Origin of the sequence: Streptococcus sp. D2, from assembly GCF_006385825.1 — a bacterium.
In the GTDB taxonomy this organism is placed as follows: Bacteria; Bacillota; Bacilli; order Lactobacillales; family Streptococcaceae; genus Streptococcus; species Streptococcus shenyangsis.
The window spans coordinates 1-24,307 of sequence record NZ_VFSI01000011.1 but is presented as its reverse complement, the minus strand read 5'-3'; the positions used below and the strand labels follow the sequence as shown (position 1 = coordinate 24,307).

Sequence of the window (24,307 nt, the reverse complement as noted above, 5' to 3'; positions counted from 1 at the left end):
TTACAGGTCTATAATGGTAACAGATTCTATTTGGAGGTTCTTATGTCATTTCTATCAAAAAATGGAGCAGGTATCTTTGCCTGCCTTCTCATTTCTATCGTATCTTGGTACTTAGGAGGATTCTTCCCTGTGATTGGCGCGCCTGTTTTTGCGATTTTCATAGGCATGCTTCTCCATCCCTTTCTCTCATCCTATAAACAACTGGATGCGGGGTTGACCTTTAGTTCTAAAAAATTGCTCCAGTATGCCGTTGTCTTGCTTGGTTTCGGTCTCAATATCTCGCAGGTCTTCGCAGTTGGGCAATCTTCACTCCCTGTCATCCTGTCCACCATTTCAATAGCCCTGATTATTGCCTACCTCTTCCAGCGCTTCTTTGCCCTGGATACAAAACTGGCTACCTTGGTTGGAGTAGGTTCTTCTATCTGTGGTGGTTCTGCCATTGCTGCGACAGCGCCCGTTATCCATGCTAAGGAAAAGGAAGTAGCCCAATCCATTTCCGTTATCTTTTTCTTCAATGTCTTGGCTGCGCTCATCTTTCCAACCCTAGGTACCTGGCTTCATCTATCCAATGACGGCTTCGCCCTCTTTGCAGGGACTGCGGTCAATGATACTTCCTCTGTAACCGCCACAGCCAGCGCCTGGGACAGCCTTTACCAAAGTAATACCCTCGAATCCGCAACCATTGTCAAACTTACGCGGACACTGGCTATCATCCCCATCACTCTCTTTCTCTCCTACTGGCAAAGTCGCGAGCAAAAAAATAAGCAAGGCTTTCAACTGAAAAAAGTATTCCCACTTTTTATCCTTTACTTTATCCTTGCATCTCTCCTAACAACTCTACTGACCTCTCTCGGGGTATCCAGTAGTTTCTTTACCCCACTCAAACAACTCTCCAAATTTCTCATCATCATGGCCATGAGTGCTATCGGTCTCAAAACAAATCTGGTCGCTATGGTCAAATCCAGTGGAAAATCTATTATCCTAGGAGCCATCTGCTGGATTGCCATCATCCTCACCAGTCTTGGTATGCAGACCCTTATCGGCATTTTCTAATACAAAAGGTAGCCCACCAGCTACCTTTTTCTTATGCTTCCTTAATCAAGCGAGTATGTTCTCTCTTGATGCAGCGATTCATCACAATGTCATCGCATCCACCAGAACGCAAAATCTCTTCCGCTTCTAGATTTTCAAGTCCTAGCTGCGCCCAAAAAATCTTAGCATCAGCCTTGAGAAAATCACGCGCCACATCTGGCAAAAACTCACTGCGACGGTAAACATTAACAATATCTACAGGAAAAGGAATCTCAGCTAGGCTGGCATAAGCCTTTTCACCTAAGATTTCGCCACCTGCCGCCTTGGGATTGACTGGAATAATTTTATAACCCCGATCCTGCATTTCCTTGGTCACTCGATTGCTGGTTGTTTCCTCCCGGTCTGACAAACCCACAACAGCAAGGGTTTTACTCGTTGCTAGATACTGACGAATCACGCCATCACTTGGATTGATAAATTCTTGACTCATAGAAATCCTCCTTTTTCATCAGTATAGCATGTTTTGAAAAGGCTTGCATAATTCTACTACAAAAAAGGAGGACTAGCCCCCTTTTTATTTAGCCTCGTACCAGGTTGCCCCTTCATTCTCATCTGCGATGAGAGGAACACTGAGTTGAATAGCTTCTTCCATAGTTTGTTTGACTAATTTTTTCATCTCTGCTAATTCAGATTTAGGAACTTCAAGGACAATTTCATCGTGAACTTGTAGAAGCATCTTAGTCTGATAACCACCTGCAACCAAGGCCTTGTCTAGTTGAATCATGGCAATCTTAAGAATATCTGCTGCTGAACCCTGGATAGGTGAGTTGATAGCTGTCCGCTCCGCAAAACCACGAATATTAAAGTTACGCGAATTAATATCTGGCAACTCACGACGACGCTTGAAGAGAGTTTCCACATAGCCCTTATCACGCGCCTCACGCACCACTTCATCCATGTAGTTTTTAATACCTGGGAAACGTTCAAAGTAAGTGTCAATGTAGGCTTTGGCTTCCTTACGGCTAATGCCCAAATTATTAGACAAGCCAAAGTCTGAGATCCCATAAACCACTCCAAAGTTAACTGCCTTGGCATTGCGACGGTCGTTTGCAGTCACATCCTCAGGACGCTCAATGCCAAAGACCCTCATAGCTGTCGAAGTATGGATGTCCGCTCCCTCTTGGAAAGCCTTAATCAAGTGCTCATCCTTAGAAATATGCGCCAAAACGCGCAATTCAATCTGTGAATAGTCCGAACTAAGCAGGACACTATCCTCCCACTCAGGTACAAAAGCCTTCCGAATGAGACGGCCCTGCTCCAAACGCACAGGAATATTTTGCAAGTTGGGATCCACACTAGACAGACGCCCTGTCTGGGTCAAATCCTGCACATATCGAGTATGAATCTTGCCATCAGCCAAAATCCAGTCCTGCAAGCCAATTACATAAGTGGATTGAATCTTAGAAATCTGACGGTAGTCGAGAATTTTCTTAACAATTGGCGCAATAGGAGCTAAACGCTCCAAGACATCCACTGCAGTCGAATAACCTGTCTTGGTTTTCTTAGTGTATTCTAGAGGAAGTCCCAATTTTTCAAAGAGAAGCACGCCCAACTGCTTAGGCGAGTTGATATTAAACTCCTCACCAGCCAGTTCGTAAATCTCCTGAGTGAGTTTTTCAATGACAAGCTCATTTTCAGCCTGCATCTCAAGCAAGGTCTCTTTCTTGACCCTAATACCAGCAATTTCCATCTTGGCAAGGACAAAAGCCAGAGGTTGCTCCATATCATAAAGAAGCTCTAATTGCCCATTTTCGCTGAGTTTTTCAAGTAAAATAGGCTCTGTTTCGACCAAAACAGCAAGTTTACGCGCCAAATGCTCCAAGAATTTCTCGCGTTCAGGAATGGCCTTCTTGACTCCCTTACCATAGAAAGTCTCATCATCAACCAAATAAGTCTGACCATAAAGACTAGCAATAGTAGCAATTTCATTGTCCTCCACAGTCGAAAGGAGGTATTTAGCCAAACGGCTGTCAAAAGCAGGTGCCTGCAAATCCACACCCAAACGATGCAAGAGAACTTTAGCCTTCTTAAAATCATAAACTCTCAGAGGTGTTTTTTCTAAAAAGTCCTTGAAAATCGGGTCTTGCAAGAGCTCAAGCTTGTCTGTGGCATAAAGCTTATCTCCACAAGACCAGGCAAATCCAATCAAATCATCCGTATGGTAATTCTCACCAAAAAGCTCAAAATGGAAGATAGAGTCCGCACTCAGCATATCTTGACTAACTTGGTCAACGATAGTAAAGTCCAAACTCTCAGACACATCAGTCGAAGATGCATTTAAAGCCTGCTTAAGCTGTTTGAAGCCCATCTCATCGTAGAATTTCCCAAGATTTTCAATATCTGGACCACTATAGACCAAATCCTCCAAACCAATCTCAACCGGTGCCTTGGTATCAATGGTCGCCAGTGTTTTCGACAAAAAGGCCTGTTCCTTATCATTGATGAGATTTTCCTTCATCTTAGAAGTCTTCATCCCATCAATATTTTCATAAATTCCCTCAAGTGAACCATGCTCCAGCAAGAGCTTGATACCCGTCTTTTCACCGATTTTGGTCACCCCAGGAATATTATCCGACTTATCTCCCATAAGCGCCTTGAGGTCGATAAACTGAGTCGGTGTGATGCCCATCTTTTCCATGAGATAATCTGGCGTAAAGGCCTCAAACTCAGCCACACCTTTCTTGGAAATCTCAACCACCGTATGCTCATCCGTCAGCTGAATCAAGTCCTTGTCCCCACTGACAATGGTAATATCAAAACCATCCTGCTCTGCTAGCTTATCCAGTGTCCCAATAATGTCATCCGCCTCATACTGAGCCAACTCATAGTGACGAATCCCCATATGATCCAACAACTCACGAATGAAGGGAAATTGCTCACGAAACTCATCAGGAGTCTTAGCTCGACCACCCTTATAGTCCGCATACATCTCTGTACGGAAGGTCGTCTTACCCGCATCAAAAGCCACCAAAATATGACTCGGCTCAACCCGCTCCAACAAATGGCTCAACATCAACTGGAAGCCATAAATCGCATTGGTATGCAAACCAGCCGCATTCTTAAAACGGTCCAACTGCTGATAGAGCGCAAAAAACGCCCGAAAAGCAACAGAAGACCCATCAATCAATAATAATTTTTTCTTATCCATACACCCATTATAAAGGAAAGCAGGGAAAAATACCATTGGAAAGAGCCATACCCAATATTTTTCATTCTTTTTCCGAATAAATAGATAGTAGCGGTGAATCTAGCAAACCTAGATTTAAAACTGTGGTATAATGAAAGGAGAAAGAATATGGCATTACGTCATCCGGGCATTAGCCCAACCAATGACTTGGTTGCTAAGAAAATCTTTAGCAACCCAGAAATCACTTGTCAATTTATCCGCGATATGCTGGACTTACCTGCAAAAAATGTGACGATTTTGGAGGGAAGTAATATTCACGTATTACCCTCCATACCTTATTCAGCGCAGGATTTCTATACCAGTATAGATGTCTTGGCGGAGTTGGATAATGGCACGCAGGTTATTATCGAAATCCAAGTTCATCATCAGAATTTTTTCATTAATCGTTTGTGGGCTTACCTATGCAGTCAGGTCAATCAAAACCTTGAAAAAATTCGCCAACGAGAAGGTGATACCCACCAGAGCTACAAACACATCGCACCAGTATACGCTATCGCTATCGTGGACAGTAATTATTTTCAAGATGATTTAGCCTTTCACAGTTTTAGTATGCGAGAGGATACGACAGGTGAGGTTTTAACCATAACCAATAATGGACAAGAAAACCATTTGGTTAAGATGGCGTTCTTGGAATTAAAAAAATACAGAGAAACCAGCAAAGACAACGTTCGCAAACCGTGGTTGGAGTTTTTTGGGAATAAACCCTTTACCCAAGAACCCGAGCGAGCCATCAGTCAAGCAGACCAACTGCTGGACTACAAGAGCTGGTCCGAGGAGGACAGGAAAATGTTTAGTCAACTACGTATGCGCGAAGAACAAGCATTATTGGCTCAGGATTATGCCTTGGAACAAGCCGAAGAAAAAGGATTAGAGCGTGGGAAAGTTGAAGGAAGTTTGTCTATGCTACTAAATCTAGTCCATCAAGGTCTTTTGATTTCCGAGGTTGCCAGTCAGCAGTTAGGTATGACTGTCTCTGAGTTTGAAGAACTATTGAAAGAGCATCACAAATAAGAACTTAAAAAATATAGAGAAACCAGCAAAGACAAGGTTCGTAAGCCGTGGTTGGAGTTTTTCGGGAATAAACCCTTTACCCAGCAACCTGAGCGAGCCATCAGCCAAGCAGATCAACTGCTGGACTACAAGAGCTGGTCTGAGGAGGACAGGAAGATGTTTAGTCAACTACGGATGCGTGAAGAACAAGCCTTGTTAGCACAGGACTATGCCTTGGAACAAGCTGAGGAAAAGGGCTTAGAACGTGGAAAACTGCTTGCTTTTTTAGATCTGGTTCGCCAACATCTTTTAACCGTTGAGGTTGCAAGTGAGCAATTGGGCATGAGCGTCGCTGAGTTTGAGGCGTTGTTGTAAAGCCATCACTAACGGTCAAGAAAACCATCTAGTCAAGATGGAGTTCTTGGAATTAAAAAAATACAGAGAAACCAGCAAAGATGAGGTTCGCAAACCGTGGTTGGAGTTTTTTGGGAATAAGCCATTTACCCAGAATCCCCAGCGAGCCATTATCAAAGCAGATCAATTGCTGGACTACAAGAGCTGGTCTGAGGAGGACAGGAAGATGTTTAGTCAACTACGTATGCGAGAAGAACAGGCATTGTTGGCACAGGACTATGCCTTGGAGCAAGCTGAGGAGAAAGGCTTAGAGCGTGGTCGAGCCGAGGGGATGGAAAAGGGATTAAAAGTAGGTTTAGTAAATCTAGTCCGTCAACAGCTACTGTCATCTGAGGTTGCCAGCCAGCAGTTAGGTATGACTGTCTCTGAATTTGAGAAGCTCTTGTAAAACAATACAATCACTAATAACATAAAAGTGAACAGGACTGAAATATTATCCTGTTCACTTCTTTCATTTACCCGAGACAATTCAGATTCATCCCAACCTCAAAAGAGAAACCAAAAAATCCTTCTCTTTCATATCTTTTAACTAATTAGATTTTACATTTGACAAATTGAAGAGCACCTAGAGATACTAATTATTTAACTGCAGTATTATCTTAGTATCTGCTATAAAAAACTAAGCTAAAAATCTCCTAGTGATATAAACTAATTCAAACTACACCCACTCACCATTAGCGTTTACTGTGTAACTATCGATGGTTGTATTCACAGCCAAAGCACCTGATGGATATGAGTAATACCATTTACCGCTAACTTGGTACCAACCTGTCTTCATAGCGCCTGAGTTAGCAAGATAATACCATGTATCACCTTGGTTGACCCAGCCTGTTTGCATAGCACCTGAACTGTTGAGGTAATACCACTTACCATCTACAAATTTCCAGCCTGTCTGCATAGCACCCGAACCGTCAAGATAATACCATGTACCATCAACTTTTTGCCAACCTGTCTGCATGGCACCTGAACCGTTCAGATAATACCATGTACCATCAACTTGCTTCCAACCATTTTTCATCACACCAGTTTCATCCAAGTAATACCATGACCCATCTTTGACCCAACCTGTCTTCATCCCATCTTCTTTAGAGAAATAATACCAATCAAGCCCAATTTTCTTCCATCCAACATGACGATTTCCCTCATCATCAATGAAGAATTTTTTACCATCAATTAAAACAATACCTGGTTTAAGGACACCTTCCTCATCTAAGAGGTAATGTTTCCCATCTACTGTAATATCCCCTGTTAAACGAACACCGTCTTTTAGATAGTAAGTTTTATCATCAATTTTGATAAATCCAGTTTTCTTTTCACCATTTTCAACAAAATAGTAAACCTTATCAGCAACTTTTACAAAACCTAACTTTTTAACACCATCTTTTTCATCTAGATAATATTGCTTATCACCTGCAGTCAATAGACCTTTCTTCATAGCCCCATCAGCTTCAAAGTAGTAAGTCTTATTATCGATTTTTTGCCAACCAGTAACTTTTTTACCGTCCTTGATATAATAGATTTTACCACCTTCGGTTTTGAACTGACCACTACTTATGCTATTGTTAGTAGTAGCACTACCATTGTTTTGATTAGCATTACTACCATTCGTTTGGTTATTATCTCTTTGATATGGATTTGTTTGTGAGGTATTGCCTGTATTACCTGTAGTATTAGTTGGAGCATACATATGGTAAAGAATACCATCTTCTACCCTGCTAGTAGTGTACATATAGTTATCAATAGCTGGATGACTTGTATCAGATGTTGCTGTTCCTGTAACCGCTGCTTTGATATCAACTGGTCTACCATTTTGGAATGTCACAAAATGAATTTCCTTAAATGATGAAGTAGTAGAAGTCGTTGTTGCTCCTGAGTCGGTAGCTTGTACTTGTTGGATCGTAGCTACAGTTAATACTGATGTAGCTAGCAAGATACCTGTAAGTGTTTTCTTCATAAGAAAAATCTCCCTTGTTAACCTATTGAATTTATTTCATTATATCCCTTTTCTATAATTAGTGCAATAAAAAACATAAAAAGTGTAAAAATATTTTAAACCAAAAGAAAGAGAGTAGTTTAAACCACTCTCTTTATCATTTTATACCCATTCACCGTTGGCATTTAGATAATAGCCATCAATTGTAGTACTTACTGCAAGGGCACCTGAACTATAGGCATAGTACCATTTACCACCTGTTTGGAACCAACCTGTCACCATAGCACCTGAGCCTTTAAGGTAGTACCAAGTACCACCCACTTTAGCCCAGCCAGTTTCCATAGCACCTGAGCTATTTAGGTAATACCAAGTACCGCCATCTTGTAACCAGCCGGTTTGCATTTCACCTGAACCATTTAGATAATACCATTTATTACCATCTTTGATCCACCATTTTTGCATCACACCTTCAGCATTAAAGTAGTACCATTTACCGCCATCTTTAAGCCATCCAACTTGACGTTTACCTTCTTTGTTTACATAAATCCAGTGATTATCAACTTTGTTCCAACCAGCTTTTGTATTAGAATCATCTGTCAAGAAGTATGTTTTTCCATCAACAGTGATTTCACCGAACTTACGTTCACCTTCTTCAGTGACATAGTAATACTTGTCGCCAGCGCCTTTGATGAGACCTGTCTTACGCTCACCTTCTGCAGTGATGTAATACCATTTACCATCACTATCTTTTACAATACCAGATTGCGCTTTACCATCTGCAGTAAAGAAGTACCATTTTGTACCAACTTTATGAACTCCGTTTGTAACAACACCATCTTTTACAAAGTAAGTTTTATCATTATCTGTTACAACTTCTGTCTTACGGACACCATTTCCATCAAAGTAATAAGTCTTTTCACCTACTTTGATAAAACCAGTTCTCTTCACACCTTGATTATCTAGATAGTAGCGTTCAGACTCATTTTCAATGATACCACGAGCCATAACTCCTTCGCTATTGAAGTAGTATGTTTTGTTATCAATGATTGCCCAACCTTTGACTGGATTTCCTTTTGAGTAGAAATAGCGATTACCCGATACTTCACGCCAGCTATTTCCTTTATCAGTAGATTTATAACCTTGTTTATTCAAATCCGCTGACGCTGTATTAGGATCATTTTCCAATTCAGCAAGCTTTGTTCCCTTTAATACAAATACATAGTAACGTACTCCACCTTCTACATAAGTACTTTGATATTCATATTTATCTATGTACTTATGCTTGTCAATTTTTTGATCTCCTGCTTCAAAATAGACAGTTGTACGAGTACGGGCACTATCATTAGCAACAGTTATCCATTCTGTTTTACGAACAAGTTCTTCTGCATGTACAGAAGGAGCAGTAATTGCTGAGTAAGTAGTTAAAGCAGCAGCACCCGTCATTGTTACACTAGCTAGAGCTAGTGCTAAAGCTTTTTTATTTTTCATGTGAACATTCTCCATTTTTTTAAATTTAGGTATTATGCCTATTTTTATTGTATCTTATTTTTTAAAAAAATTCTAAGAAAAACTGGATTTTTATGGTAAAAATAAAAAGTAGGAGATTTCTCCTACTTTTTATTGAATTAGATTATTTAACCCATTCACCGTTTCCGTTAACAGTGTATCCACCTACAGTAGTGTTAACTGCAAGGGCACCTGAACCGTCAACATAGTACCATTTACCAGAAACTTCAAACCATTGGCTAGCTTTCATAGCACCTGAGTTTTCAAGGTAGTACCATTTACCACCGTCTTGCAACCAACCAGTTTGCATAGCGCCTGATCCGTTTAGGTAGTACCAAGTGTTTCCATCTTTAACCCACCATTTTTGCATTACGCCTTCAGCGTTAAAGAAGTACCATTTACCGTCAACTTGTTTCCAACCTGTAACAGCTTTGTTAGAAGCGTAGTATTTCCATCCAGCTTCTTCTTGTACCCATTGGTCTTTCATAACGTTGTATGAGTCAGTTTTTTCAAGAACCAAATCAACGTTTGCGTTTGTGAACATATCAGCTTTTCCATCTTGGTCTAAATCAGCAGAACCACTATACACAAATGTTCCTTCTGCGACGCTACCGATTTCCGCACCGTTTGAAGTTTTATTTACTGTGTAAAGTCCACTATTTGACTCAATACCTTTTACAACATACCCTTTTGGTACATAAGCAACACGGTATTGAACCAATCCGCCATTTGCTACTGCAAGTTCAACATCACCTGCCGCATCAGACTCAGCAGAAACAACGTTTGCTTTAGCGTAGTTCAAGTAGTCAGCTTTGTTTGCCCAAATCATAACATCAACTTTAACACCTGCTACTGCATTACCTTTGATATCACGAACATGGAAACGTACATGTGAACCGTTACCAAATTTTACTGCTTTAATAACTTTTCCATCTTTATCCTTAACAACATCATATGGATTTGTAGCTGGTTCAGCTGGTTTGTATTGGTCAGCATCTGGCACTGCATGGTGGAATGAAGGGTGTTCATTTGCACTATATGCGTTACCTACAATTTTACCAGTTCTAGGATCTACTTTACCATATACTGTACCACCATTAGTAGCACCAGCAGAAGTGCTAAGATCATTAGCTGAAACAGCTTGAACAGCACCAAATGCTGCAAGAGCGACTGCGCTTGTCAATAAAACTTTTTTCATCGTTTTATCTCCTTTGTTTTTCATTATATATTTTTCGTAAGACTATCTTACTACCATACAGTATATAAATATTTGCAGGATTTGTCAAGGGTTTTCTTCTAGTTTTTAAAGTTTTTACCTATTTTTTCAAAAAAAGGTGAAAAAACATCTTTGTGAGAAAAATACCCGTCAAATATTGTATTTTTGAGTGAAAATCTCACAAACTAATCATCCTTGAGTAAAATCATTCATATCTAATCCACATAGACAGTTGGATAGAACTCACTTCCTTGGTATTATCTTATAAACCCTCATAAAAGTCAAGTAAAAACGGCAAGTATTCAGCTAAAACTTGCCATTTCATAAACTTTCTACTATATAAAGATTGAATAAAGATTGAACTCATAATAAAGCTTCAAACTCAGCGAGAGTCATCCACAATTGCTGGCTAGCAACTTCAGATGTCAGAAGATCTTGACGGACCATATCTAGAAAAGCAAAAACTCTTCCTTCAACTTTCCCACGTTCAAGTCCACGCTCCAGTCCCTGTTCAATACCTTCCGCCCTAGCTGTTTCCAAGGCATAGTCATGAGTCAATAATGCTTGTTCCTCACGCCTGCGTTGTTCACTAAACATCTTCCTATCCTCCTCGGACCAGCTCTTGTAGTCCAGCAGTTGGTCTGCCTAGCTGATGGCTCGCTCGAGTTGCTGAGTAAAGGGTTTATTCCCGAAAAACTCCAACCACGGCTTGCGAACCTCATCTTTGCTGGTTTCTCTGTATTTTTTTAGTTATTATTTGTGATGCTCTTTCAATAGTGACTCAAACTCAGCGACAGTCATGCCCAATTGTTCACTCGCAAATTCGGAAGTTAAAACATGTTGGCGTACTAAATCTAGAAAGGTAAAGATTTGTCCTTCAACTTTTCCACGCTCTAATCCTTTTTCAATACCTTGTTCAATACCTTCGGCCCTAGCTGTTTCCAAGGCATAGTCCTGTGCTAACAAGGCTTGTTCTTCGCGCATACGTAGTTGACTAAACATCTTCCTGTCCTCCTCGGACCAGCTCTTGTAGTCTAGCAGTTGGTCTGCCTGGCTGATGGCTCGCTCGGGTTGTTGGGTAAAGGGTTTATTCCCGAAAAACTCCAACCACGGTTTGCGAACCTTGTCTTTGCTGGTTTCTCTGTATTTTTTTAATTCCAAGAACGCCATCTTGACCAGATGGTTTTCTTGTCCATTGTTTGTAATCGTTAAAACCTCACCCGTCGTATCCTCTCGCATGCTAAAGCTATGAAAAGCCAAATCATCTGAGAAGTAGTTACTATCCACAATGGCGATAGCGTATACTGGTGCGATGTGTTTGTAACTCTGATGAGTATTTCCTTCTTGCTGGCGAATTTTTTCGAGGTTTTGATTGACCTGACTGCACAGGTAAGCCCACAGACGATTGATGAAAAAATTCTGATGATGAACTTGAATCTCAATGATTACTTGGGTTCCATTATCTAGTTCAGCTAAGACATCTATACTAGTGTAAAAATCCTGCGCCGAGTATGGCATGGAAGGCAAGACATGAATATTGCTTCCCTCCAAAATAGTCACATTTTTGGCTGGTAAGTCCAACATATCGCGGATAAATTGACAAGTGATTTCTGGATTGCTAAAGATTTTCTTAGCAACTAAGTCATTGGTCGGGCTGATGCCCGGATGACGTACAGTCATATTCTTTCTCCTTTCATTATAGCACATTTTTAAATCTAGGTTTCCTAGATTATCTGGCTCTATCTATTTATTCGGAAAAGACAGGTGAAAGTTCAAATTTTCCTAACAAAAAAGATAGCCAATCTCTTTTACATCAAGCAATTTAGCTACCCTTTTTAGTTATTTTCATATTACATAACGTTTGTCCACAGATTTCTTACTTATGCCTTTCTAACAGCGCCTCAAACTCAGCGACAGTCATGCCCAATTGCTGGCTAGCAACTTCAGATGTCAGTAGCTGTTGACGGACTAGATTTGCTAACATAGCGAAACTTCCTTCAGCTTTCCCACGCTCCAGTCCCTGTTCAAGACCACGCTCTAAACCTTGTTCAAGACCTTCCGCCCTAGCAGTCTCCAAGGCATAATCCTGAGCCAATAACGCTTGTTCTTCGCGCATACGTAGTTGACTAAACATTTTTCTGTCCTCCTCGGACCAGCTTTTGTAGTCCAGCAGTTGATCTGCCTGACTGATGGCTCGCTCGGGTTCTTGGGTAAAGGGTTTGTTCCCGAAAAATTCCAACCAGGGCTTGCGAACCTCGTCTTTGCTGGTTTCTCTGTATTTTTTTAATTCCAAGAATGCCATCTTAACAAAATGGTTTTCTTGCCCATTGTTTGTGATGGTCTTACAAGAGTGCTTCAAACTCAGAGACCGTCATACCCAGCTGCTGGCTCGCAACCTCCGAAGTCAGAAGACCTTGGCGAACCATATCTAGAAAGGCAAAAAGTTTCCCACGTTCTAGTCCCTGTTCAATACCTTGCTCAATACCCTCAGCTCGGCCTTGTTCAACTCCTTCTGCACGACCACGCTCAAGTCCACGCTCTAAGCCCTTTTCCTCAGCTTGTTCCAAGGCATAGTCATGAGCTAATAATGCCTGTTCTTCGCGCATACGTAGTTGACTAAACATCTTCCTGTCCTCCTCGGACCAGCTCTTGTAGTCCAGCAGTTGATCTGCTTGGCTGATGGCTCGCTCGGGTTCTTGGGTAAAGGGTTTGTTCCCGAAAAACTCCAACCATGGCTTGCGAACGCTATCCTTGCTGGTTTCTCTGTATTTTTTTAATTCCAAGAATGCCATCTTAACCAGATGGTTTTCTTGACCATTATTGGTGATGGTTAAGACCTCACCTGTCGTGTCCTCACGCATACTAAAGCTGTGGAAAGCCAAGTCATCTGAGAAGTAATTACTGTCCACAATTGCGATAGCATATACTGGTGCGATATGCTTGTAACTTTGATGAGTATTGCCTTCTTGCTGGCGAATTTTTTCTAGATTTTGATTGACCTGACTACACAAATAAGCCCACAGGCGATTGATGAAAAAATTCTGATGATGCACCTGAATCTCAATAATTACCTGAGTTCCATTGTCCAACTCCGCCAAGACATCAATACTTGTATAGAAATCTTGTGCTGAATAGGGCAGAGAAGGCAAGACATGAATATTACTTCCCTCCAAAATGGTCACATTTTTTGCTGGTAAATCCAACATATCGCGAATAAATTGACAAGTGATTTCCGGATTGCTAAAGATTTTCTTAGCAACTAAGTCATTAGTCGGGCTGATGCCCGGATGTCTTAGAATCATCCTTCTCCTCCTTTTATTATATCACAGTTTTATACTCAATGAAAATCAAAGAGCAAACTAGGAAACTAGCCGCAGGCTGTACTTGAGTACGGCAAGGCGACGTTGACGTAGTTTGAATTTGATTTTCGAAGAGTATTAAATCTAGTTTTACTAGATTCACTGACTCTATCTATTTATTCGGAAAAGAGACGAAAAAAACCTGAGAATTATCTCAGGCTTGGTTATTAAATCTTTTTCTCAATACCAAAAAGTGGAGAAAGTGGGCGTTTTTCATGGATACGTACGATAGCATCCCCTAGGAGATGAGCGATTGAAATCTGCTCAATCTTATCAATCAAACGCTCTTCTGGCAGATAGATGGTATCCAAAACAACCAATTTCTTAATAGCTGATTTTTGGATATTGTCCATAGCAGGACCAGAAAGAACTGGGTGCGTACAGCTTGCATAGACTTCAACGGCACCAGCTTCCGCAAGGGCATCTGCCGCATGACAAATCGTTCCAGCAGTATCAATCATATCATCAATCAAGATACAAGTCTTGCCTTCGACCTTACCGATGATGTTCATGACTTCACTGGTATTCATCTTATCAACGCTACGACGTTTGTCGATGATAGCGATAGATGTTTTCAAAAATTCTGCCAACTTACGGGCACGAGTCACCCCTCCATGGTCTGGACTGACAACCACATAGTCAGAACCAACCATGCCACGACGCTCAAAATAATCCGCAATCAGAGGAGCTCCCATCAAATGATCCACAGGAATATCAAAGAATCCTTGAATCTGCGCAGCATGCAAGTCGATTGTCAATAAACGATCCACTCCAGCTACTTCAAGCATATTTGCAACAAGTTTTGAAGTGATTGGCTCACGCGCTCTCGCCTTTCTATCCTGACGTGCATACCCATAGTAAGGCATGACAACATTGACAGATTCTGCACTCGCACGCTTCAAAGCATCTACCATAATCAAAATTTCAAGCAGATTGTCATTTACAGGCGAGCTAGTTGATTGTAGGATAAAGACGTGTTTCCCACGGATTGATTCTTCGATGTTGACCTGAATCTCTCCATCTGAAAATTGGCGAACACTTGATTTCCCCAACTCTATCCCAATCTCCTGCGCCACACGTTCTGCCAATTCTTTATTAGAAGAAAGGGCAAACAGCTTTAAATCAGAAAAAGACATGATTTCCTCCGGTATATATGTATCGCTTGTGCTTTTCACAAGATTTTTCCATCTACCATTGTAGCGCTTTTTACACTATTTTTCAATCAAAAATAAAAGAAGGGCAGCATATTTGTGCCCTTGCATCATTCTTTTTAAAAATATTCTAGTTCATCAACCCATCGTTCTTCTCAACAAAGCGATAAGCCTGATAAAAACCATAGAGAGCAATAGCTGTAACCACTGGAATCGCTAAAGGCAACTCTGTCTCCAACTCTACAAAAGGAGAATTAAACAAGAAGTGAGTTCCCAAGGCTAAACCTAGGAAAATAAGCCCATCTTTCTTGCCAACCTTCTGTCCTTTATAAGCTCTGTAAAGTAAGTAAACACCTACTACAGCCAGACCTGAAAAAGTCCAGTGAGAGGCAATTCCTGAGATGATACGCTCTAAAATTCTCGAAATAGTAAAGTCAAATCCCTCTGGCAAATCTGTACGGATATAACCAATATCCTCAATCATTTGGAATCCCAAACCAGAAGCAATCCCTAGTAAAAACAAAGATTTTAATTTTCGGACAGGAATCAAAGCTAAAACAAAGACAAGTGGCAACAATTTCAAGGGTTCTTCTACCAAAGGAGCCACAATCGCACTTTCAAAAGCATTTAAAAATGCACTATCTGGGAAAAGAATACCCAGCAAATCATGGATATAGGTATTCGCAAAGCTAGACAGCCAGCCTGAAAGGAACATCCCACCCAATAAAGACAAAATCAAGGCATTCTTTGGCAATTCCCATTTTTTCCCAATACAGAAAAGGAAATAAAGAGCCGGAATCATGTAAAAGAGAGCTAGAAAGATAGAAACTCCCATTAGTCCATATTCCGCAGCTGACATCGAACCATCCGTATAGTAGATGGTTTCATACTGTAAACCAATACATAGCAATAAGATAAAAATAAATAAAATACTGTTTTTCTTCATACACTTTCTTTCTAAATGAAGTATTTATAATTCTACAACTGTCATACTTCCTGTATCCACATCATAAATGGCACCAGAGATAATGACATCGTCTGGTATTAAGGGAGATTCGATAAGGGCTTGCATATCCTCTCGCACACTCTCCTCTATATCTTGGAAGGGCAAGAAGTCCTGGTCTGACACGTCGACACCCAGTTCCTCTTTCAAATACTCCTGAAAAGGACCATTTTCAAAGGTCTGAGCACCACAGTCTGTATGGTGCAGCACCACAATCTCTCTTGTCCCCATCTGTTGCTGGGAAATAACTAGCGAACGAATCATGTCCTCAGTCACTCGACCACCTGCATTCCGCAAGATATGAGCATCCCCAAGTGCCAAACCTAGAGCTTGCGCAACGTGCAAACGTGAGTCCATACAGGTCACAATGGCAACTCTTGTTTTGGGTTTAAGTGGCAGATTTAACTGCCCATGTAGGGCAACATAAGCCTGATTGGCTTGCATAAACTGTTCAAAATACGACATGATTCCCTCCTCGAAAATTTGATAGTCAAATATTTCTCCTATCTTATCATTTTTAAGAGGATTTGTCACGAATTATGCAAAGACCTTTTTCAAAACTTCCTGAATCGTTGTCACCCCAATGACCTGAATTTCCTTAGGCGGAGTGATTCCTGTCAAGGAATTCTTAGGTACATAAATCTTGGTAAATCCCAGCTTAGCAGCTTCATTAATACGTTGTTCAATACGATTCACGCGCCGAATCTCTCCCGTCAAGCCCAGTTCTCCAACAAAACATTCCTGAGGATTAGTTGGCTTGTCCTTGTAGCTCGAAGCAATGGCAATTGCAACAGCTAAGTCAATCGCAGGTTCATCCAATTTTACACCACCAGCAGATTTGAGATAAGCATCCTGATTTTGGAGAAGCAATCCTGCCCGTTTCTCCAAAACAGCCATAATCAAGCTAGCACGATTGAAGTCAAGTCCTGTCGTAGTACGCTTGGCATTTCCAAACATGGTAGGTGTCACCAAAGCCTGAACCTCTGCTAAAATTGGACGCGTCCCTTCCATGGTCACAACTATTGACGAACCAGTCGCTCCATCCAAACGCTCTTCTAGGAAAACTTGGCTCGGATTGAGTACCTCAACCAGACCACCCGACTGCATCTCAAAAATCCCAATTTCATTGGTAGAACCAAAACGGTTTTTGACCGCTCTTAAAATACGGAAGGTATGGTGGCGTTCCCCTTCAAAGTAAAGTACCGTATCTACCATATGCTCCAACATACGTGGACCAGCCAGAGTCCCCTCCTTGGTCACATGACCTACGATAAAGATGGCAATATTATTGGTTTTGGCCAGCTGCATAAGTTCAGCCGTCACCTCACGCACTTGAGAAACAGACCCCTGCACCCCTGAAATCTCAGGAGACATAATGGTCTGGATAGAGTCAATAATGAGGAAGTCTGGTTGGATGCGCTCCACCTCAGCTCGAACACTCTGCATATTGGTCTCGGCATAGAGATAAAACTCGCTATCAATATCTCCCAAGCGCTCTGCTCGTAACTTAATCTGCTGGGCAGACTCCTCCCCACTGACGTAGAGAACCGTCCCCACTTGAGACAGCTGGGTTGAGACTTGTAGGAGAAGGGTTGATTTTCCAATCCCAGGATCCCCACCGATGAGGACGAGACTCCCTGGTACCACTCCACCTCCAAGTACACGGTTGAATTCCTCCATCTCCGTCTTGGTTCGATTGACATTGATGGAAGTCACCTCAGCCAGTTTCATGGGCTTGGTCTTCTCACCTGTCAAGGACACACGCGCATTCTTGACCTCGGCAACCTCAACCTCTTCTACAAAAGAAGACCAAGACCCACAGTTAGGACAACGTCCCAGATATTTAGGGGAATTATACCCACAATTTTGACATACAAATGTCGCTTTTTTCTTTGCGATGATAAACCTCTTTCTATATCTCTAACTCATACTCAATCACTTGGCAAAAATCAATCTTCTCATTTGGTACAAACTGGCGCATGAGCATTCGATGAGCAACAACTACCACAGTCTGGTGTTCTCGATACTTAGACATACATTCTAGAAAACGAGACTTCATTTCCGTAGCTGTCTCATATTGAATAGGACTATTAGGAAGTAACTCCCCATTATTTTCTAGAAACATAGTACGAGCTTTTTCAAAATTATCTGTTCCACTTTCATAGACCTGCCATTCATGCAATAATGGCTCCACTCTCAAAGGAAGACCCGTAGCACAAACCACATAAGAAGCCGTTTCTAAAGCTCTTGTGACTGCAGAAGATATGATTATTTCAGCTAAAGGGAGTAAAGGATTCTTGCTCAGTTCCTGAGCTTGCTGCCGTCCCTTCTCAGACAAGGGCGCCAAATCTATCCCAAATCCCGTATAAGAACGCTTCTCTAACTCATAATAATCTGGCTCCCCATGACGTACAAAGATAATCTTCATTCTAGTGCCCTGTCGATCCAAATCCACCAGTTCGAATGCCATCAGCCACATCTCCATCTGCAATTAAGAAAGGAGCAAAGACAGCCTGGACAACACGTTCTCCAACTTCGAGAATCACTTCTTGGTCTGTGATATTCTTCATCTGCGCAAAAATATGCCCTTCATTCCCAGGATTTCCATAATAGTCCCCATCAATAACGCCAACTGAATTAATTAAAACCAAGCCCTTCTTACGAGGATTTGAAGAACGATCATATAGGTAGAGAACCTCAGTCGGTTGCATATAAGCCTTAACCCCTGTCGGAACCAAGACAATCTCTCCTGGCGCAATAACCGTACGCACAGCAACCTTTAAGTCGTAACCAGCCGCATGCGCTGTCTCACGCTTTGGCAATAAATTTTCATCTGTAAAACTAGAAACCAATTCAAAACCACGAATTTTCATCATCTTCTCTTTTCTATTATCATTTATTCTAGATTATTCTATCTTATTTATTCGGAAAAAGCACGAAAAAAAGAGCACACAATTCAAATCGCTTAGGGCTGCTGGATTCCTCCCCTGACCCGCTTCACGCAGAACTGTTGCTCTACTATTTATTATATCACATTCCCATTCATTTTAAAAGCAAAATTATTTTTTCCGTCTATTTCTAAAAAAGTCCTGCATAATAGCTGCACATTCATCTTCCAAAATTCCCGTTTCAACCTCCACACGATGATTGAGACGCTCATCTGTCAAGATATCGTACAAACTCCCAGCAGAGCCAAATTTCTGGTTTTTAGCCCCATAGACCACGTTTGGAATACGGGCAAGTCCAATCGCCCCACTACACATGACACAAGGCTCAATGGTCACAAAAAGCGTGCAATCCAGCAAGCGCCAGCTCTCCTCACTAAGGTTCGCATCTTCTATGGCCATAATCTCCGCATGCATAACCGCTCGCTGCAACTCCTCACGCGCATTATGCCCACGACCAATGATTTCTCCGTCCTTGACAATCACACAACCAATTGGAATTTCATCGTGTTCCAAAGCAATCTCAGCCTCTCTCAAAGCTTCCCTCATAAAGACTTCTTTTTCTTCAACTGTATAATTCATCAATTTCCCTTTTCCTACTTGTCGATTTTATTATTATATCATGAATCCCAAGACAAAAAAAGCCACCGAATGCGGTGACTTTATAGGGAGATTATTATGAAAAAGAAAAGTTTAGGATATTTGTTACAACAAGTTAGGAGGTCTTCTTGTAACTGTCTATAGTATACCCGACCTATCTTAAACAAATCTTAAAAATCTCTTACGACCAAACACTTTCTAAAATATTTGTTTGTTCACGACCAGGACCTACTGAGAAAGTAGAGATACGAACGCCAACCAATTCGCTCACACGACGAACGTAGTTACGCGCATTCTCAGGAAGATCTTCCAAATTACGAATTCCGGTGATATCTTCTGACCAACCTGGCAACTCTTCATAGATAGGCTTGCAACGCTTCAATTGCTCAAGACTAGCTGGATAGTAGTCAATACGTTGACCATCAAGATCATAGGCCACACAGATTTTTACTGTATCTAAACCACTCAAAACATCGATAGAGTTCAATGAAAGGTTAGTGATACCAGAAACACGACGGCTATGACGCATTACAACTGAGTCAAACCAACCTACACGACGTGGACGACCAGTTGTTGTCCCATATTCATGACCAATTTCACGGATACGCTCTCCAACTTCATCAAACAACTCAGTTGGGAAAGGACCGTCTCCTACACGACTCGTATAGGCTTTACATACACCTACAACCTTGTCAATCTTACTTGGACCAACACCAGAACCAATGGTCACACCACCAGCCACAGGGTTTGATGACGTAACAAATGGATATGTACCTTGGTCGATATCTAGCATAACACCTTGTGCACCTTCAAAAAGCACACGTTTGCCATTATCAAGCGCATCATTCAAGATAACAGATGTGTCTGTCACATACTTCTTGATTTGTTGACCATATTCATAATATTCTTCAAAAATATCATCAAAAGCAATCGCTTTACTGTCATACAATTTTTCAAAAAGACGATTCTTTTCAGCAAGGTTACGTTCTAAACGCTCACGGAAAATATCTTTATCCAAAAGATCTGCGATACGAATCCCAACACGAGCAGCCTTGTCCATATAAGCTGGACCAATTCCCTTAATTGTAGTACCAATCTTATTGTCGCCCTTAGCTTCTTCTTGCAAGCGATCCAACTCGATATGATAAGGCAAAATAACATGCGCGCGATCAGAAATACGCAAGTTATCAGTTGTCACACCCTCCTCATGAAGATAGCTCAACTCTTTTACAAGAGATTTAGGATTTACAACCATACCATTCCCAATAACAGAGATTTTTTCAGGGAAGAAAATCCCAGATGGAATCAAGTGCAACTTAAATTTTTTACCATCAATCACAATCGTGTGCCCTGCATTATCACCACCTTGGTAACGTGCAATCACTTCTGCATTCGCTGAAAGGAAGTCTGTAATCTTCCCTTTACCTTCATCACCCCACTGGGTACCTACAACAACAACTGAAGTCATAATCTTGTCTGAGCCCTCAGGCTCTTCCTTTCTCACATACATGGCAGGACTCTCACCTGCAATTATATCTTACAATTTATTATAAGAAAAAAACGCCTTTTTATCAAGAAGAAACAATAGAAAGATTTGCTATTTCCAACTATTAAAAAATGTTTTAGAAAAATAACCAGCTATTTATCATTATCTTTCTATAAAATAATAAATTTGTTCGGAAATTCACTCAGACTATCTCAACAAGAAATAAAACCTTGTTTCATTATCATCTTTTCAAGATACAAACGATAAGCAACACGATAATGGTAAACAATAAAATCCCTACGACACCCAATACCATATCTCACTAAATAATAAATTAAAAATTTAAAATGAAAATGTTCCCAATCAAAATTATCACCAAATACAGTACCATACTCTTCTTCAATATTTCTATAAAAATCCGCCATCTGCTCATAAATTTTTTGTAGCATAAATATATACTCCTTTTCTTTTTATAACCTTTATTCTAACAAAAAATTTAAAACATTAAGTATCAATTCCTGAATTGTTAAAATACCAGCCTCAACAAGATAACAAATAAGAAAAGTTGACAGGATAGGAAGAAATTTACTACCTAAATTAGACTATTATAAAGACCTTATTAACTGCTTTACACTCAAATATTTTCAAAAAGCAACCTTGTCCATTGTCTGCTGACAGTGGACTTTAAAACACTTTTTTCCAGTCCTTGAATAACTTCTTGAAGCTTATCAATGACGGCTTCCAATGTTTGGAAAGCCTTGTTTTTAAAACCTCGTTTTCGAATTCCTTTCCAGACTTGTTCAATAGGGTTCATTTCTGGTGTATAAGGTGGAATAAAAGCTAACTCAACATTATTTGGAATCTCTAAGATACTTGATTTATGCCATATAGCATTATCCATTACAAGTAACATATAGTCATCTGGATAAGCTTGTGAGACTTGTCGTAGAAATTCATTCGTCCACTCAGTATTGCATCCTCCAACAATGAGGAAGAAGGAATCTCCTGTCTGAGCATCTACTGCCCCATAACAATAGAGATATTCTAGCATATAATGACTAGGAATGCTAGGTCGGATTCCTTGAGGAGCCCAACAAAAACTCATCTTACTGATTCTTCCAAAACCAGCTTCATCTTGGTACATCAAGCGTACTTTGTTATAGTATTTCTCCTCTTTAAAACGCTTACTTAAGGTCTCGAATGTAGATTTTATTTTTAGACGTCTCAATTGTTTGAACGTCTGCCTTCTTGGGATGTTCAGATCGAGGGGTGACTGTTCGCCAACCATGGCGTTTCAGGAGATAATAGAAACCATCACGTGTGGAAGTGCGACCAATCTCTTTTTGATAATCTTCAAATAACTGATTGACAGTTACAAATTCCCCAGCCTGAGCAGCTTCTATATGACGTTTTAGAAATGCTTTCTCTTCTTCATAAGTCATATATTCGCGATGGCGACCGCCACGGGTCTCTTGAAGAAGAGCATCCAAAGCAAACTCCTTATATTTTTCAAATTCCTCCGAATAGTTGTTTTATTGCAATCTAGCAGATCCATGTTTTCCTTTATAACTCTTTTCCTTTGAGCGAAAATAAATAATCTGTAGACGTTTGTGATATTTAGCGTACGATGAATCTCTTAGGAGTTGTTCAATTTTTTGGCTCTATAATATTTGTAGTGGGTAAATCCCCTATAGATATTATGGAGCCTATTTTGTTATAGAAAAAAGTCCCATAAGATCTATAATGAAAAGCGACTAAACAACTCACTAGAAAGAATCATATGGAACAATTACATTTTATCACAAAACTACTCGATATCAAAGATCCAAATATCCAAATTATAGATATCATCAATAGGGATACCCACAAAGAAATCATCGCTAAACTGGACTACGATGTCCCGTCTTGTCCTGATTGCGGAAGCCAAATGAAGAAATATGACTTTCAAAAACCGTCTAAGATTCCTTACCTAGAAACGACTGGTATGCTTACTAGAATTCTCCTTAAAAAGCGTCGTTTTAAGTGCTATCAATTCTCGAAAATAGTGGTCGCTGAGACTTCCCTCGTCAAGAAGAATCACCAAATCCCTCGTATCATCAATAAAAAGATTGCTCAAAAGTTGATTGAAAAAACTTCTATGACCGACATTGCTCATCAGCTTGCCATCTCAACTTCAACCGTTATTCGCAAACTTAATGACCTTCACTTTAAGCATGATTTTTCTCGTCTTCCTGAGATTATGTCCTGGGACGAATATTCCTTCACTAAGGGAAAGATGAGTTTCATTGCGCAAGATTTTGAAAAGCTCAATATCATCACTGTTCTTGAGGGCAGAACACAAGCCATCATCCGGAATCACTTTCTTCGCTACGATAGAGCCGTTCGCTGTCAGGTGAAAATCATTACTATGGATATGTTTAGTCCCTACTATGACTTGGCTAAACAGCTTTTTCCGTGTGCTAAAATTGTACTTGATCGCTTTCACATTGTTCAACATCTAAGTCGTGCCATGAGTCGTATGCGTGTCCAAATCATGAATCAGTTTGAGCGAAAATCTCATGAATACAAGCTTATCAAGCGCTACTGGAAGCTCATTCAACAGGATAGTCGTAAACTCAGTGATAAGAGATTTTATCGCCCTACTTTTTGTATGCACTTAACCAATAAAGAAATCCTAGACAAGCTTTTGAGCTATTCCGAAGACTTGAAACTCCACTATCATCTCTATCAGCTCTTGCTTTTCCACTTTCAGAATAAGGAACCGGAGAAATTTTTCGAACTCATTGAAGACAATCTAAAGAAAGTTCATCCTATTTTTCAGACTGTCTTTAAAACTTTTCTCAAGGAAAAAGACAAAATCGTCAACGTCCTTCAGTTACCATATTCTAACGCCAAATTGGAAGCGACCAATAATCTCATCAAACTTATCAAACGAAATACCTTTGGTTTTCGGAACTTTGATAACTTTAAAAAACGGATTTTTATTGCTCTGAATTCTAACGCCAAATTGGAAGCGACCAATAATCTCATCAAACTTATCAAACGAAATACCTTTGGTTTTCGGAACTTTGATAACTTTAAAAAACGGATTTTTATTGCTCTGAATATTAAAAAAGAAAGGACGAAATTTGTCCTTTCTATAGCTTAGCTTTTCTTCAACCCACTACAGTTGATAAAGAGCTAAAATAAAAAGGAAGTATATACCTCCTTTTCTTAACAACTCCGCCAGTAGGACTCGAACCTACGACATCATGATTAACAGTCATGCGCTACTACCAACTGAGCTATGGCGGATTAAAGCTAAGCGACTTCCATATCTCACAGGGGGCAACCCCCAACTACTTCCGGCGTTCTAGGGCTTAACTTCTGTGTTCGGCATGGGTACAGGTGTATCTCCTAGGCTATCGTCACTTAACTCTGAGTAA

General features: G+C 40.5%; 19 protein-coding genes, 1 tRNA gene, 1 rRNA gene, 1 other RNA gene and 5 pseudogenes. 5 read left to right on the top strand and 22 right to left on the bottom strand.

Annotation, left to right across the window (positions count from 1 at the left end; genetic code table 11):
- The first annotated feature begins 42 nt into the window (after positions 1 to 42).
- A complete protein-coding gene (locus FJR73_RS07415; protein WP_140834189.1) occupies positions 43 to 1,053 on the top strand; it encodes a YeiH family protein in 1,011 nt (336 codons plus the stop codon).
- Between the two features lie 31 nt (positions 1,054 to 1,084).
- Here the strand turns inward: FJR73_RS07415 and FJR73_RS07410 are convergent, their stop codons facing one another.
- Together FJR73_RS07410 and polA are read right to left on the bottom strand one after the other, a co-directional pair.
- On the bottom strand, positions 1,085 to 1,522 hold the full coding sequence (locus FJR73_RS07410) for a CoA-binding protein (RefSeq protein WP_140834187.1): 438 nt from the start codon (positions 1,520 to 1,522) through the stop codon (positions 1,085 to 1,087).
- 84 nt (positions 1,523 to 1,606) lie between these two features.
- Positions 1,607 to 4,240: a DNA polymerase I gene (polA, locus tag FJR73_RS07405; protein ID WP_140834185.1), complete on the bottom strand. Its 2,634-nt coding sequence runs from the start codon at positions 4,238 to 4,240 to the stop codon at positions 1,607 to 1,609.
- A gap of 147 nt (positions 4,241 to 4,387) precedes the next feature.
- On the opposite strand from polA, the gene FJR73_RS07400 reads away from it, so the two are divergent.
- From FJR73_RS07400 to FJR73_RS10245, 3 genes and pseudogenes are all read left to right on the top strand, one after another.
- On the top strand, positions 4,388 to 5,290 hold the full coding sequence (locus FJR73_RS07400) for an Rpn family recombination-promoting nuclease/putative transposase (RefSeq protein WP_140834183.1): 903 nt from the start codon (positions 4,388 to 4,390) through the stop codon (positions 5,288 to 5,290).
- Positions 5,291 to 5,644, top strand: a pseudogene (locus tag FJR73_RS07395) (hypothetical protein); the annotation flags it as partial. It lies immediately after the preceding gene.
- Positions 5,645 to 5,654: 10 nt separating this feature from the next.
- Positions 5,655 to 6,071 (top strand): annotated as a pseudogene (locus tag FJR73_RS10245) (hypothetical protein); the annotation flags it as partial.
- A gap of 270 nt (positions 6,072 to 6,341) precedes the next feature.
- On the opposite strand, the gene FJR73_RS07380 reads toward FJR73_RS10245, so the two are convergent.
- The 18 genes and pseudogenes from FJR73_RS07380 to FJR73_RS07295 all read right to left on the bottom strand — a co-directional run bounded on the left by FJR73_RS07380 (position 6,342) and on the right by FJR73_RS07295 (position 22,534).
- Entirely contained in the window at positions 6,342 to 7,637 is a 1,296-nt protein-coding gene (locus FJR73_RS07380) for an N-acetylmuramoyl-L-alanine amidase family protein (RefSeq protein ID WP_140834179.1), read from the bottom strand.
- A gap of 141 nt (positions 7,638 to 7,778) precedes the next feature.
- Entirely contained in the window at positions 7,779 to 9,104 is a 1,326-nt protein-coding gene (locus tag FJR73_RS10555; protein ID WP_140834177.1) for a nucleoside triphosphate hydrolase, read from the bottom strand.
- A 142-nt stretch (positions 9,105 to 9,246) separates the two neighbouring features.
- Entirely contained in the window at positions 9,247 to 10,320 is a 1,074-nt protein-coding gene (locus FJR73_RS10550) for an N-acetylmuramoyl-L-alanine amidase family protein (RefSeq protein ID WP_173277345.1), read from the bottom strand.
- Between the two features lie 381 nt (positions 10,321 to 10,701).
- Positions 10,702 to 11,088 (bottom strand): annotated as a pseudogene (locus tag FJR73_RS07365) (flagellar assembly protein H domain protein); the annotation flags it as partial.
- Between the two features lie 3 nt (positions 11,089 to 11,091).
- Positions 11,092 to 12,018, bottom strand: coding sequence for an Rpn family recombination-promoting nuclease/putative transposase (locus FJR73_RS07360; protein ID WP_140834174.1), 927 nt, complete (start codon positions 12,016 to 12,018; stop codon positions 11,092 to 11,094).
- A 196-nt stretch (positions 12,019 to 12,214) separates the two neighbouring features.
- Positions 12,215 to 12,679: pseudogene (locus tag FJR73_RS10170) on the bottom strand (hypothetical protein); the annotation flags it as partial.
- Between the two features lies 1 nt (position 12,680).
- Positions 12,681 to 13,640, bottom strand: coding sequence for an Rpn family recombination-promoting nuclease/putative transposase (locus tag FJR73_RS07350; protein ID WP_140834172.1), 960 nt, complete (start codon positions 13,638 to 13,640; stop codon positions 12,681 to 12,683).
- A 224-nt stretch (positions 13,641 to 13,864) separates the two neighbouring features.
- Positions 13,865 to 14,833, bottom strand: coding sequence for a ribose-phosphate diphosphokinase (locus tag FJR73_RS07345; RefSeq protein ID WP_033680978.1), 969 nt, complete (start codon positions 14,831 to 14,833; stop codon positions 13,865 to 13,867).
- A gap of 145 nt (positions 14,834 to 14,978) precedes the next feature.
- Positions 14,979 to 15,794: a PrsW family intramembrane metalloprotease gene (locus FJR73_RS07340; RefSeq protein ID WP_140834170.1), complete on the bottom strand. Its 816-nt coding sequence runs from the start codon at positions 15,792 to 15,794 to the stop codon at positions 14,979 to 14,981.
- Positions 15,795 to 15,818: 24 nt separating this feature from the next.
- Positions 15,819 to 16,316 (bottom strand): carbonic anhydrase, encoded by a 498-nt coding sequence (locus tag FJR73_RS07335; protein ID WP_000119802.1) that lies wholly within the window; start codon positions 16,314 to 16,316, stop codon positions 15,819 to 15,821.
- Between the two features lie 72 nt (positions 16,317 to 16,388).
- Complete coding sequence (gene radA, locus FJR73_RS07330; protein ID WP_140834168.1) at positions 16,389 to 17,750, bottom strand: DNA repair protein RadA; 1,362 nt, start codon at positions 17,748 to 17,750, stop codon at positions 16,389 to 16,391.
- A gap of 13 nt (positions 17,751 to 17,763) precedes the next feature.
- Positions 17,764 to 18,321, bottom strand: a complete 558-nt coding sequence (locus tag FJR73_RS07325) for a histidine phosphatase family protein (RefSeq protein WP_004247189.1) — start codon at positions 18,319 to 18,321, stop codon at positions 17,764 to 17,766.
- Positions 18,281 to 18,724: a dUTP diphosphatase gene (locus tag FJR73_RS07320; protein WP_000701985.1), complete on the bottom strand. Its 444-nt coding sequence runs from the start codon at positions 18,722 to 18,724 to the stop codon at positions 18,281 to 18,283. Before FJR73_RS07320 ends, FJR73_RS07325 begins: the two co-directional genes overlap by 41 nt.
- A gap of 56 nt (positions 18,725 to 18,780) precedes the next feature.
- Positions 18,781 to 18,878, bottom strand: an RNA gene (gene ffs / locus FJR73_RS07315) — signal recognition particle sRNA small type.
- Positions 18,879 to 18,910: 32 nt separating this feature from the next.
- The gene (gene tadA / locus FJR73_RS07310) at positions 18,911 to 19,378 is read right to left on the bottom strand and encodes a tRNA adenosine(34) deaminase TadA (RefSeq protein ID WP_140834167.1); all 468 of its coding nucleotides are present in this window, start codon (positions 19,376 to 19,378) and stop codon (positions 18,911 to 18,913) included.
- Positions 19,379 to 19,577: 199 nt separating this feature from the next.
- Complete coding sequence (locus FJR73_RS07305; RefSeq protein ID WP_140834254.1) at positions 19,578 to 20,864, bottom strand: adenylosuccinate synthase; 1,287 nt, start codon at positions 20,862 to 20,864, stop codon at positions 19,578 to 19,580.
- Between the two features lie 230 nt (positions 20,865 to 21,094).
- Positions 21,095 to 21,331 (bottom strand): sigma(X)-activator ComW, encoded by a 237-nt coding sequence (gene comW / locus FJR73_RS07300; RefSeq protein WP_000939541.1) that lies wholly within the window; start codon positions 21,329 to 21,331, stop codon positions 21,095 to 21,097.
- Between the two features lie 185 nt (positions 21,332 to 21,516).
- Positions 21,517 to 22,534, bottom strand: a pseudogene (locus FJR73_RS07295) (IS630 family transposase).
- Positions 22,535 to 22,662: 128 nt separating this feature from the next.
- Here FJR73_RS07295 and FJR73_RS07290 point away from each other — a divergent pair.
- The gene (locus tag FJR73_RS07290; protein WP_140834166.1) at positions 22,663 to 24,030 is read left to right on the top strand and encodes an ISL3 family transposase; all 1,368 of its coding nucleotides are present in this window, start codon (positions 22,663 to 22,665) and stop codon (positions 24,028 to 24,030) included.
- A 72-nt stretch (positions 24,031 to 24,102) separates the two neighbouring features.
- Here the strand turns inward: FJR73_RS07290 and FJR73_RS07285 are convergent.
- A tRNA-Asn gene (locus FJR73_RS07285) sits at positions 24,103 to 24,176 on the bottom strand.
- 5 nt (positions 24,177 to 24,181) lie between these two features.
- Positions 24,182 to 24,297, bottom strand: a 5S ribosomal RNA gene (gene rrf / locus FJR73_RS07280).
- Positions 24,298 to 24,307 lie beyond the last annotated feature (10 nt).